13 protein-coding genes are annotated in these 11,625 nt (G+C 63.7%); 6 read left to right on the top strand and 7 right to left on the bottom strand.

Features of this window, described 5'->3' with window-relative positions; all coding sequences use genetic code 11:
• On the top strand, nucleotides 1-1,533 hold a 1,533-nt coding region (locus ON40_RS48610), incomplete at its 5' end, for a helix-turn-helix transcriptional regulator (protein ID WP_218008907.1).
• Here ON40_RS48610 and ON40_RS50425 read toward each other — a convergent pair.
• The 5 genes from ON40_RS50425 to ON40_RS52500 form a co-directional block, all read right to left on the bottom strand.
• A complete protein-coding gene (locus tag ON40_RS50425) occupies nucleotides 1,520-2,581 on the bottom strand; it encodes a haloacid dehalogenase-like hydrolase (protein WP_245568130.1) in 1,062 nt (353 codons plus the stop codon). The genes ON40_RS48610 and ON40_RS50425 overlap by 14 nt on opposite strands.
• A 124-nt stretch (nucleotides 2,582-2,705) precedes the next feature.
• On the bottom strand, nucleotides 2,706-2,855 hold the full coding sequence (locus ON40_RS52505) for a hypothetical protein (protein ID WP_157186596.1): 150 nt from the start codon (nucleotides 2,853-2,855) through the stop codon (nucleotides 2,706-2,708).
• 519 nt (nucleotides 2,856-3,374) lie between these two features.
• A complete protein-coding gene (locus tag ON40_RS34880; RefSeq protein ID WP_040829536.1) occupies nucleotides 3,375-4,292 on the bottom strand; it encodes an alpha/beta hydrolase in 918 nt (305 codons plus the stop codon).
• 338 nt (nucleotides 4,293-4,630) lie between these two features.
• Complete coding sequence (locus ON40_RS34875) at nucleotides 4,631-5,767, bottom strand: TniQ family protein (protein ID WP_051194032.1); 1,137 nt, start codon at nucleotides 5,765-5,767, stop codon at nucleotides 4,631-4,633.
• Nucleotides 5,764-5,919 carry a hypothetical protein gene (locus tag ON40_RS52500; RefSeq protein ID WP_245568129.1) on the bottom strand — a complete coding sequence of 52 codons (156 nt, stop codon included), beginning with the start codon at nucleotides 5,917-5,919 and terminating at the stop codon, nucleotides 5,764-5,766. The genes ON40_RS34875 and ON40_RS52500 overlap by 4 nt, the downstream gene beginning before the upstream one ends.
• A 107-nt stretch (nucleotides 5,920-6,026) precedes the next feature.
• On the opposite strand from ON40_RS52500, the gene ON40_RS55570 reads away from it, so the two are divergent.
• The 3 genes from ON40_RS55570 to ON40_RS34865 all read left to right on the top strand — a co-directional run bounded on the left by ON40_RS55570 (nucleotide 6,027) and on the right by ON40_RS34865 (nucleotide 9,025).
• Entirely contained in the window at nucleotides 6,027-6,155 is a 129-nt protein-coding gene (locus ON40_RS55570; protein ID WP_281033093.1) for a hypothetical protein, read from the top strand.
• Between the two features lie 92 nt (nucleotides 6,156-6,247).
• Nucleotides 6,248-6,583 (top strand): YnfA family protein, encoded by a 336-nt coding sequence (locus tag ON40_RS34870; protein WP_040829535.1) that lies wholly within the window; start codon nucleotides 6,248-6,250, stop codon nucleotides 6,581-6,583.
• An 810-nt stretch (nucleotides 6,584-7,393) separates the two neighbouring features.
• On the top strand, nucleotides 7,394-9,025 hold the full coding sequence (locus ON40_RS34865) for an alpha-L-fucosidase (protein ID WP_040829533.1): 1,632 nt from the start codon (nucleotides 7,394-7,396) through the stop codon (nucleotides 9,023-9,025).
• A gap of 211 nt (nucleotides 9,026-9,236) precedes the next feature.
• On the opposite strand, the gene ON40_RS34860 is transcribed toward ON40_RS34865, so the two are convergent.
• Both ON40_RS34860 and ON40_RS48605 read right to left on the bottom strand, forming a co-directional pair.
• Nucleotides 9,237-9,548: a histone-like nucleoid-structuring protein Lsr2 gene (locus tag ON40_RS34860; RefSeq protein ID WP_040829531.1), complete on the bottom strand. Its 312-nt coding sequence runs from the start codon at nucleotides 9,546-9,548 to the stop codon at nucleotides 9,237-9,239.
• A gap of 243 nt (nucleotides 9,549-9,791) precedes the next feature.
• Complete coding sequence (locus tag ON40_RS48605; RefSeq protein ID WP_281033092.1) at nucleotides 9,792-10,079, bottom strand: transposase; 288 nt, start codon at nucleotides 10,077-10,079, stop codon at nucleotides 9,792-9,794.
• A 14-nt stretch (nucleotides 10,080-10,093) separates the two neighbouring features.
• On the opposite strand from ON40_RS48605, the gene ON40_RS48600 reads away from it, so the two are divergent.
• Both ON40_RS48600 and ON40_RS56275 read left to right on the top strand, forming a co-directional pair.
• A complete protein-coding gene (locus ON40_RS48600) occupies nucleotides 10,094-10,435 on the top strand; it encodes a hypothetical protein (protein ID WP_051194029.1) in 342 nt (113 codons plus the stop codon).
• A gap of 19 nt (nucleotides 10,436-10,454) precedes the next feature.
• A complete protein-coding gene (locus tag ON40_RS56275) occupies nucleotides 10,455-10,667 on the top strand; it encodes an FCD domain-containing protein (RefSeq protein WP_051194027.1) in 213 nt (70 codons plus the stop codon).
• The last annotated feature ends 958 nt before the right edge of the window (nucleotides 10,668-11,625 follow it).

The raw sequence follows: 11,625 nt of genomic DNA, 5'->3' as shown, positions 1-11,625 counted from the left end.
ATTTGCCACCCCCACGTGGTGGGTAAGAATGAACCAATGCAGGGGGTACCGATGAATGACCCAACCAGCGAGCCGGAACACGAACCGGCAGGCATCGCCGATGAGTTGGCGTGCGAAGTCAAACGCCGCAGGCAGGCGGCGGGGCTGAGCCAGCGTCAGCTTGCTGCCAAGATTCGCTACACCCGTCAGTACGTCGGCATGGCCGAAAGTCAAGACGCCGTGCTCCCGTCGCGCGAACTCGTGGCCGCGCTGGATGCCGAGCTAGGTGCTGACGGTGTACTGGTCGCACTGCGCGCGCAGGCACACGATGTGCAACGCTCCACGCGCAAGCGCAACAGGGCGACCGCCCCGGAGGACACGGGCACAGACGCCACCATCATGTTGCCGGTTATCGTCGACGGCCGAGTCGTAACCCTGGCTCTCGACCCGCGTATCGTCGGTGCAGCGGGCGGCAGCCTTGCCAGTCCCGCTGGCAAATCCGAAGACGATGAGGATTTTTCTGTGATAAACCGTCGCACACTCCTCACTCAAGGAATAGCAGTAGCGGCAACCGGCGCATTGGACCCCGACCTTATTCGAAACTCCGACCCCGTTGACGCTGTTGTTCGTACACGGCAAATTTCCGAACGCACTCTAGCCAGTTTCACTGCCGTGACGCGCTTGCTTGCGGGTCAGAGACAAAGCATTGCACCCGACGCGCTGTTGACACTCATTTCGGCGCACCGAAATTCGGTCACAACACTGTTTCGGAGTGTGGCCGATGAGCATGTCAAAAATCAAATAGGTTTCCTCCTGGGTGAAACTTCAATCGTGGCGAGCCGTCTCTGGAGTGCGATCGGAGATCGTTCGATGGCGCTGGCGAGTTGCGCTTTCGCCAAACGCCTTGCAGACGATATCAAAGACCCGGCGCTCGGCGGTATTGCAAGAATATTCGAAAGCAATCTACGCTCGGACGCGGCGACACTGATCGGATCGGATGGCGACATCATGGATGGCCTCCAGTTGCTCGGGGAAGCTGCCACTGTCGCCGATGCTCTTCCGCCCTCGGCGCAAGCTCGGATAGCGGCTGAGCAGGCCCAGGCGTTCGCAGTGCTGGAACTGGCCAGGGAATGCCGGGAAGCGCTGGCGCGCGCACGTCGCGCCGTAGATGAGATCACAGAGCCCGATCAGACCGGCCTTTTCAGCGATTGGAATCAGACACGACTTATGGTCTACGAAGGAACATGCTGGCTGTTCCTCAACGAACCCCGAAAAGCGATAAATGCACTGAATCAAGCCATCAGCGCCACGGCTCCGGATAATCGAAATGTCGCACTCGCGGCGCGCGTCGACCTCGCGAGCGCCCATGTATTGAGTGGTGAACTAGAGGAGGGGTGCCGCATGTTGGGAGACGCATACGAAAGTCTCGTTGCAATGGGAAATTCGCGAGGGATCGAACGCGCTCAGCGCGCGCTTGGTCGACTCAAGCCATGGCATACTGAAACACCAGTTCGGGAGCTTCGAGAGAGGATAGGAACCCTCAAGGTGTCTTAATGCCACCGGTCAAGGAAGTTACGGCCGAGACCACCATATTTGTGTCCAGCCGGTCCAAGGCCGCGTCTGGCGAATGCTGCTCCAGCTCATTTCTGGGCATTCGGTGCGCAACGGCGATAACATAAAAACCTGCGTGACGCGCACACGCAATATCGTTCGGAGCATCGCCAATGACGACCGTCCGACATGCATCGAGCATTGTGCCGTATCGAGCGGCGAACCGTTCGGCAACCACAGCAGGAAGCTCGAACCGGTCACGTGCGTCATCACCGAACGCGCCGATATCCAGATCCAGATGTCGGTCCAGGCCGGATACACGAAGCTTGACCTCGGCTGCAACACGCAGGTTTCCGGTCAACACCGTCTGCACGAACCCGTGTTCGTGCAGCGAGGCAATGGAATCGAAGGCACCGGGATACGCTGGCTGATCACGAGCAAGTTCCTGTTCCCCTTCGGACATGACACGAGCCAGAACCTCGGGAAACCGCGAAACACCTTCTTCGGCAACGTCGGACGAAACCCCCGAAGCGACAGCAGTCTCCACAACGATCGACTGATCGGTGTAGCCATGCACGCGCGCCTTCGGAAAGACGATCAACTCCTCCGATAGACCATAGGTGCGCGCGACAGCCCTTCGGAGCCAGCGCAAGTCAGCCGGTATCAAGGTGCCGTCGACATCCCACACGACCAGACCCGCGTAAGCCGCACTCATACCGAACATTCTGACACGCGACCTCTCGGGGCCGCACTCTGTGCTTCCTCCAACCAAATTGTGAACCTTGCGAGCTAGAAGCCGTCCGCGCCCGTGATGGGGTCTACCGATCGCTATTAAACGCGTGCCAGCGTAATTGCCTTCGATCAGCCAGCGCGGACGAGCGACGAGGTCGCGCTGCTGCTGGGCAAACTCATTCTGCGGCAGAGGGTTCCAGTCCGCGTAGTAGTAGATGCTGTCCAAATGCGTCAGCGGCAGCCCGAGCAGGTGTGCAAGATGGTGGGCCAGAAAGGTCTTGCCGGAGCCACCACACCCGAGAATCACCACCCTGTCCATGCTCCGGGGACTCCAGCGGCCCACGGCGAGACGCAGTGACCGCCAGAACGCCCCTCGGCGCCGGAGTCTTGTCGAGGTTCCGGAGACCGAGAGGCACTCCCCCCGTGCAAATAAACGCTGTCGATCAGCAGTCGTCTTCGTTGCGGTCGGCGGCAGCGCCCGCTCTATCGGCGAATCCGCCTGTGGCGGTGTCACTGTCGGGGTCTCCTGCAGCCGCATCAGCGATGCGGTCGGCCGATTCGCGATCCATCGGGGTGCTTGATCCCTTGCTCATGACTCAGGTTCCTCTCGCGTGGTGCGCGGCGGCCGGGGTACACCGATCCGACGGCGAGCCCTGGTTCGGCTGCCGTGCATGGCATGGATGGGTTGTCACCGGCCACGTGGACGAAGCCTCACGTTCCGGCTCCCGGCGTCGGCATAGCCTGACGCAGTCACCGCTCGTTGTGCCGAGGCCCGCCACAGGCTGAGCCATCCCGAAGGGAGGAAAACAGGCTGACGTCCGGCCGCGACGAAATCCCAAGGCACCGATAGTAGTTCGCAACCACCGACGAGGCCCGGCAACCGGCAGCAGGATCGCACCACAGACATAAGGGCAGCACACCTGGTGCGGCTTCGAGCACCCATCGAGCTTGTGGTCGGGAACCGCCCTCTGCGTCTTGCAGATTTCGCTGTCGATCGCGTCGCCAAAGCAGTCGACCAGCCATGGCGAGGACACCGAGTTTGCCATTGGATCTTGCTCGTTTCGAAGCGCTGAGGATCCCCAGAGCGAGGCGAAGGCGTCGATATTGCGGGCTCAGAGTGTCGGGCTGAGGTGACCGTCGAGCCACGTGTGGATGTCGTCGAGTGCGGCCTGCGCTATCGGGGTCGGGTGTCCGGTGAACCCGTGGGGCGAGTCAGGGTAGACGCGGAGATCGATGTCTGCGCGGGAGGCTGATAGTCGAGCGGCCATGGCCAGGTTGTCCTGGAGCAGGATGTCGGCGTCGCCGACGAGCATGAGGATCGGAGGCAGGTCGGAGAGTTCGGCGTAGATCGGAGAGAGGTCCGGGTTCGTGCGGTCCGGTGCCGTCCCGGCGTAGGCCTCGAGGAAGTACTCGTCGGCGATCAGACGTCCAGCCGGGGTGTGTGCGCTCAGGTCATAGGTTCCGAATTGCAGGACGGCACAGTTGAATGCGGTGATTCCCCGGTCACGCAGGCGCAGCAGTGTCGTCATCGCCAGCGTTGCGCCGGCTGAAAAGCCACCGACGGCGAGCTTCGTTGTGCCGAAACGGTGCTGGGCGTGTTCGACGAGCCAGAGCGCGGCGGTTTCGCAATCGTCGGGAGCGGCTGGCCATGGATGTTCGGGCGCGAGGCGATAGTCCACGCTCGCGACGACGACGCCGAGTGTGTCGGCGAGCTGGCGGTTGCGGACGTCGCTGCCTGCGGCCGACCCCATGTAGAAGCCGCCCCCGTGGATCTCCAAGAACACGCCTTTCACCGCCGCGTCCACGGGAGTGTGGATCCGAAGTTGGACGCTACGTCCGTCGGCGACGACGAGCTCTTCGACGGCTGGCGGACTTGCTGGGGCGGGCTTGGCGACACCGGCTCGGACTGTGCGAAGCTCCTGCAAACTGTTCGGACCGCGTCCGGCCGCGCGCTTTTCATAGAAAGCGCGTGACTCGTCAACGAGAAGCTGGAGGCGAGGGTCGATCAGATTGGCCAGTCCGAGGTGCATGGATACCACCGTAGGGATTGCTGGTTTCGGCGAGCGTTGAGGATCCGCGGAACGAGGGCGAGAGCGTCGGGGTATTTCGCTGCGCGGGTGTAGGTGTCGTGGTCGGTGCCGATGCCTCGGTGGTGGTTGGTGGTTTGGAGGGTGAGCAGTCGATGCCGCCAATGCAGCGGGATGGTCGCCTGTGGGGCTGGCCAGGGCGGTATGGCTGCGAGGGCGGCTCGTGGGCGAGGACGAGCTTCTGGGGTGCGTATCGGCGCAGGAGCCGGTTGGCGCGATGCTGGCCGGTGATACCAGTCGGACGTGGTCACCTGCCCGTAGCCGTGGCCATGATGGTGGTGTCAGCTCGTTGGAACGAGCCATGTCCATTCCTCTTGTCGTGGTGAGTCCGACCGAGTGACTATAGCGACGGAGCCGCCTGGCTCGACCGCAGTCTTCGGGCTCGGCGACGGCGGATCGGCGGGATTGGGGGCTAGTTGCTGGAATTGGTCGATAGCTGGCAACTGAGGCTTGGAACCGGTTGCGCGCAGGGTGTTCCAGAATTGTTGACGGGTCTCGCGGTGGATGGCGCGAAGGTCCTGGACCCAATTGTGGACAGCGTCGCCGGGCTGGCCGATCAGCTCAGCGAATCGGCGGGGTTGGCCCAGACGCTGGCTGATTCGGTAATAGAAAGGCGCGATTTGGAACTCGTATTCGACCATGGCGATGTGGCGCCGCAGGGACAGGTCGCAGAACAGTTCCAGCAGCGCAATCGTTTCCGGGAGCGCGATCAGCGTCGTCGGGGTGGTCCACCCGGTGTGGCCGATCGCTGTGGTTCGTCGCTGCCAACGGTCGCGGAGCTGGGTGAGGTGCCCGAATCCGGGCCTGACGCACCAGCGTGCAACGCTTCTGTCGGCCCACCAGAGCTGTTCTCGAACCCATGGCGGGTCGCGGATCGCTGCGGCCAAGCGGCGGTAGCGGTAGTGCGCGGCGATGATCGCTGGTGTCCGGGTTGGATCGATCTGGTCGGGTAGAAAGTGGCTGGTATCGATCCATCGACGGTGGTGCTGACATATCGCGTGTGCGTCGTTGCGGTGGACCACGATCCGAGGATGCCCAGGCATTTGAGCGATGCAGCGGTCGCAGTGCTTGCGAGGGGCCGCCGATTCGGCGAAGCATCGGATCGCGGGGACTGCGGGGTCGGGTTCGTCGAAAGACCGTCGCAGAGTCGGCAGCCGCTGCCGTAGGTGGGCGAGGTCGATTCCGGTGAATGCTGCCAGTCGTTGCTGGGCTGCTTCGTTGACGAGGACGTCATTGGTCGACACGAGGGTGCGGCTGGGCGAATAGGTGACGGGGTTTCCCACCGCCCTCAGCAGGGCCACGGGGTAGGCCATATCGTTCGCGGCGCCGAGGCGCAGCGTGTAGGAGATCACGGTTTCTCCCTGCACTGGGCGAACCCGGAACGGCAGGCGCTGGGCAGGTAGGTCGGACGGATTCATCGTCGCGACCGGCGTCCGGGTGGTTCGTATTGATTGTTCGCGGCGATATCGAGGATGACCGCTTCCAGGTGGGGTTTGCTGATCTTCTCGGTGCCGTCGGCGATGGCATCGTTGGCGGCCTCGTAGATGAGCTGATCGAGACTGCCGATCATGCCGCCGGGCCTGCAGCATCGATCCCGACTGCCCCGTGCCGTTCGACGCTGCTGACCGCTCAACCGTCGAAGAGGGCGGCTGTAGGTGCTGAAACGGCGAGAACCCGGTGCTGCTGGGCGTCGATCACCACGGAGCGGTGCTGTGCGTCCTGACGCGGCTGGAACCGCTCGGCGACGTCCTGTTCATCGTCGGTGTCGGCGGGCTGGTCTGGTCGCGTACCCGGTCGCGCCGCTGATGCTCCGGCAACATCGCGGGCTCCGGTGGGTCGCCCCGGGGCTGCGGCTGCGCTGAGATCAACGAGCCCGGTCGGGGTTCTAAGCTGCGGTCGTGACCATCGCGCGTTCCATTGTGCTGTTCGTCCTGGCCGCCATCGCCGAGATCGGCGGCGCCTGGTTGGTCTGGCAAGGCATACGCGAACACCGCGGCTGGGCCTGGATCGGTGCTGGTGTCATCGCCCTGGGTGTCTACGGATTCGTCGCTACCCTGCAACCGGACGTGAACTTCGGGCGAATCCTCGCCGCCTACGGCGGCGTATTCGTCGCCGGATCCCTGCTGTGGGGCATGGCCCTCGACGGCTTCCGACCCGACCGCTGGGACATCACCGGCGCGGCCATCTGCCTGCTCGGCGTCGCGATCATCATGTACGCGCCCCGCCCCAGCTGACCCCGGCCCCGACAGCGGAGCCGACCCACCCTCGCGGATCCATTCCAGGCCACCTCGCCTGACCACTCCGGGGCCGTCCACACCACGCCAGAAATGCCGCGCACCGTTGACGACCGGCGGTGTATCCGGTTGCAGGACAACCAGTCTCGTATACAGGTCGGCCAACGCGCGACGCGTGAACCCGGTGCTCGTGCCGCGCGGTTTCTGCGGAGTCGATAGGCAGCCAGCCGGGCTTGCCCGTGAGGTCGTAGTTGTCGCCGGGCCTGTAGAGGTTCGTCGCCGTGGCACAGATGTAGGAAGCGCACTGCTACCCCGGTAGGACTGCACCTGCACGATTCCGGCGATCTTGGCCAGAGCGTACGACTCGTTCGCCGGTTCCCATGGAGCGCTGGTGCGTTGTCGCGTTGCGGCGGAGTGTGTTTCGCGGTCGCTTCGGCTGAGCGCGGCCTCGCCGAGGCCCGATCCGGCTCTGCTCAGTGTGACTGCTGTGGCGGTGGCATCGAAATCCTTTGATACCAGCATTTTTCGTGTCAAGTGGTGTCAAAATCCCTCTGGATCAACAGGTGTAGATCCCGCTACGGCCGTCAGGAGCTGGTTGTGTCACGTGAGAGTGATTCTGGTATGTCTGCGGATTCGGGCCGTGTCCGTGAGGTTCTCGGGCCCGTGCAGTTCCCCGACGATCCGAGGCTTGTAGTACCGCGCCGTGGACACGCTCCGGCAGATCCACATCACGTCCGTTTCGCGCCGCGTGCGGTCACGTAGGTTTCTGCTTCCCGCTCACCCCTTCAACCGCACGACAAGGATCTGCTCATGTACCTATCCGGCAGACGGAAACTGGCGCGACTGTGCATTCCGCTGGTCTTGCTGATGGCCGTGCTCGTGGCGCCGTTCCAGACGCAACGGGCCTACGCGGACGACGGAATGACCAACATTCTCGATCACAAGTACGGTCTGTTCGTCCACTACCTGCCCCGCCTCACGGTGAACTCCAGCGGCGTGGCCATCGAGGACCCCAACACCCTGGCGAACAGCTTCGACGCGAACGGGTTCGCCAACGACCTGGCCGCCGCGAAGGTGCAGTACGTCATCTTCACCGCCTGGCACTCCAAGATGGTGGCCCTGTATCCGAGCCAGAAGATGCTGGACTGGGGCCTGCCCAACCACCGCGTCGACCGCGACCTCATCGGGGACATGATCACCGCGGTCAAGGCCAAAGGCATCCACGTCTACCTCTACTCCCATCCGCGCGACGGCATGGAGTTCACCGACGCGGACAAGCAGACGACCGGCTGGGGCACACAGCCTCACCCGGCCGATCAGCCCTATAACCCGGGAACGGACTTCAACCGCCCCCGATGGAACGCGTTCATCAACGACATCTACCAGGAGCTGATGCAGCGCTACGGGACACGGATCGACGGCCTGTACCTGGACGAGGGAAGCCCCCACGGCGACAGCCAGACCGTCATCGACTACCCCCGGCTACGCAACACGATCAAAGCGGTCAGCCCGCACGCGGTCCTGATCCAGAACAACTACGGCAACCTGTACGGCCTGGACATGGGCATGAAGGAGTATTTCGGCCAGGCCGAGTTCGCGCAGACCAACGGAGACCTGTGGCCCGGATACGGCGAGCCCGTGGCCGCGACCATGCGGGGAACCGGAACCTCGTGGTGGGCATCGGAAACCGGCGGCTCGGTGAAGTACTCGCCACAAAGCATGTTCCGTTACACCGTCCTGCAAGCGGCCACCGACAGCGAGGGCGGCGGCATGGCCTGGGCCGCTGGCCCCTACGCCGGCGGCGGCTGGGAACCCGGCGTCATGCCCGCACTACAACAGGTCGGGACCTGGATCGACCAGATCAAAGCATCCATCTTCGGCACCCGGCCCAGCACCTCCTACCCCACCAAGGCCGGAACCCGCATCACCGACCTGCCCTGGGGCGTAGCGACCACATCACCCGACGACCGCACCGAGTACCTCCACGTGCTCAAACCGCCTGCCGGGCAAACCCTCACCCTTCCCTTGCCCCAGGACGGCAAAGTCTTCTCAGCAGCCTCACTGGTCAAGGACGGCATGCCGGTCTTGCTCACCCAGACCATCAACCGGGTCAATCTCACCATCCCAGAGTTCTGGGACGCCAACGACACCGCGATCAAACTCACCGTCGCCAGCCACTCCGGCCCCGTCGCCCTCTACCGCTGCTTCAACCCCAACACCACAGACCACCTCGTGACCACGCAATCCGGGTGCGAGGACCCGAGCCACTACTCCCTGGAGGGTCCCCTCGGCTACGTCTACCACGACCAGGTCGCGGGCACCGTTCCCCTCTACCGCTGCTTCAACACCAGCACCCGAAAACACCTGGTAACCACCCAATCCGGATGCGAAGACCCCAGCCACTACTCCCTGGAAGGCCCTCTCGGCTACATCATCGACTGAACCAGGCGAACATGCCCGAAAAGAAAGACCGAGTACGTCCCTGATCTGACAGGCTGGCCGAGGCCCACCCCGCCCCGGCCAGCCGGGACGCAGTACCGCCTCCCGCACGAGGCGTCAGGGACGCCGAACTGTCTCCAAGGCGCTCCAGCGCCTGCCACAGCACCACGTTCGGCACTGGTTCGTTTCCGGAGCCCCCGCAGCGATCATCGGACTATCGAGAGGCTTCCCAAGCCTCGACCAGCTCCTCGGGGATAGGTCCATCCTCGGGAACCTCGTATCCATTGGCCAGTGCCCACTCCCGCACCTCGTCGGCTTCGAGGCCCGTCACTCCGGACTCTCCCCGGCTTCCCGAACCCTTTGCCCGCTTGACCACCCGGGCCATCTCGATGAACGGCCGCAGTGCCGCGTTCAGAACGTCGTAGTCCTCGACCGACAGGTCCACCTCGTACTCGACGCCGTTGAGCGCGAAGGTGTATCGAGCTACATCCGACTCATCGCCAAAGTCATTCGAGAACGGGTACACGCCTTTGCCACCAGAGAATCGTACTGCTCACGGTAGCCGGAATCGCCTACACGCCCCAACAGTGTTGCGTCGTTTGATCTTTCGCGAGCCAATAAAAGCGGCTGGCATTGGTCGGTAGGGGAACTCCGGGTGAGCCGCCGAAGGTGAATATTCAAGCAGCCGTTGCGGTTTGGCTGACACTGTACGGTTGCCCGTTTCGCAGCATCGCGTGCAGGACATTGGGGCGGCGGCGGGCCAGAGCGATCACGGCCTGGCGGTGGGTCTTGCCCTGAGATCTTTCCGTTGGTAATACGCCCTGCTGACCGGATCGCGACTGACGGCAATGAACGCGGACTGATAGAACACGCGCTTGAGCGCTCGGTCGCCACCAGTGGCGCGTTGCAGGTAGCGGACCTTGCCGGACTGCTTGAGCACTGGTGCCAGTCCAGCTGCGGCGGCCAGCTTGTCGCCACTGGCGTATCGGTCGATACCGCCGGTGGTGGCGAGAAACTCTGCGGTGAGGGTCGCACCCATTCCCGGGAGGCTGCGCACAATGGCCGCGTCGAGTGTTCGGCAAGGACAGTTTCGATCCGTTCGCCGATCGCTTTGATCTGCTCACGCGCTCCCAGCATCTCGGTCGCCAGCACGCGGATCAGCTCAGCGGCCACGGTCTCACCGGGCAGCCGGATCTGTTGCGCCCCTGCGGCGGCCACGGCTACCTCGGCCAGATCAACGGTGGCGGCGACCCGCAGGTGCTTCGCAGCACGCACATGCTCGACGATCCGGTCGTGACCGGCCTCGCGGATCTCGGCCGGAGTGACATAGCGCGCCAACAAGTACAGCCACGCTTTGCTCGTCACCTCGATACCACGTTCGAGCCCGGCATGTATCGAGGCCGCAGCAGCTAACCCCGTCAACGACCTTCTGATGGAACAGATTCGAGGACCGATAGACCGCTTCCGGCACCTCAGTGTCCGCGTGCCCTCTCGTCCCCGGCAGTCCACCGACGAGCACCGAACGATCCTCACAGCATTGCTCGCCGGTGACGCGGACACCGCCGCAGCAGCGATGCACAACCACATCATGTCTGGACGGGACACCGTACTCACAGCGCTGACCTCAGCACAATACGAGCACTAGAACCCCGACTTCTTCCCGTCCGACAATTGCCGCTACCTCAGGTGACGTGCCAGCGCGCGCTCGGTTCGGTTCACAGTCGTCAGAATCCGCGCCGCAGCGCACTAATGAACCGGCCCACCACGGTGTCTGGTGAACCGGCCCACCACGGTGTCTGGGCCATACCGAGCGCGGATTTCGATCCGGGCGCGCGCGGTGATTGGCCTACGATCCGGACTCGTCGTCATGTCGCAGTGCATCTAGGGCTTCCACCAGCAGCTGATCGCCCAGAACCGGGAACTCAGCTTCCAGGTCCGCACACAGCCCTCGCTCGGGCCTTCCGCACGCGTGGGCCCGGAGCAGCGATGGAAGTTGGCTCGGCCTGGTGGAAATAGCGCTGCGCACGACGAACCGGGACGGGCAGCTCCCGGCGACCCCCAGTGGTGCCCCGCGCCGCGCGCTCGCCATACGATGCAGGCCAGAGTTGAGGGCAGCGCGTGGCGGAGTCGCTTTAGACGTCGACCGGCAGTCTGTCGAACTGCTGGGCCATGTTCCTCAGCAAAGCATTCAGAAATCCCCCGACCCTCACCAACTCGGCCCCGGCCACTGAATACTGCACGAACCGAATACATGCCCTGCGCCGGTTGCGAACAAGCACAGGGAAGTCACCGTGCGCCAGTGGGTTTCAGCCGACGCCGTCAGGCTACCCACCGCCGAAGAACTCGAACATTGGCGATCACGATCCGCCGGGTAATGCCCCAGGAGATGTCACCGGCACATCTCCTGGGACGCATCGGGCAAGCGGCGGACCCCGAGAAGCCCCACGCCCGACAACGCGCCCAAATACGCGTCAATGGGTTCGAAACGGCTTCGGGTAGCCGAATCTCGCTTCAATTGTCAGCGTTCCCCACGAAAACCGCTGTTCAGCGCCGGTCCCATCCTTATAGTGCCCCGCCGGGGGCGCGAACCTGCGACATCCGCT

It is taken from the genome of Nocardia jiangxiensis NBRC 101359 (assembly GCF_000308615.1).
Lineage (GTDB): Bacteria > Actinomycetota > Actinomycetes > Mycobacteriales > Mycobacteriaceae > Nocardia > Nocardia jiangxiensis.
This window is presented reverse-complemented; position numbering and strand designations above follow the sequence as displayed.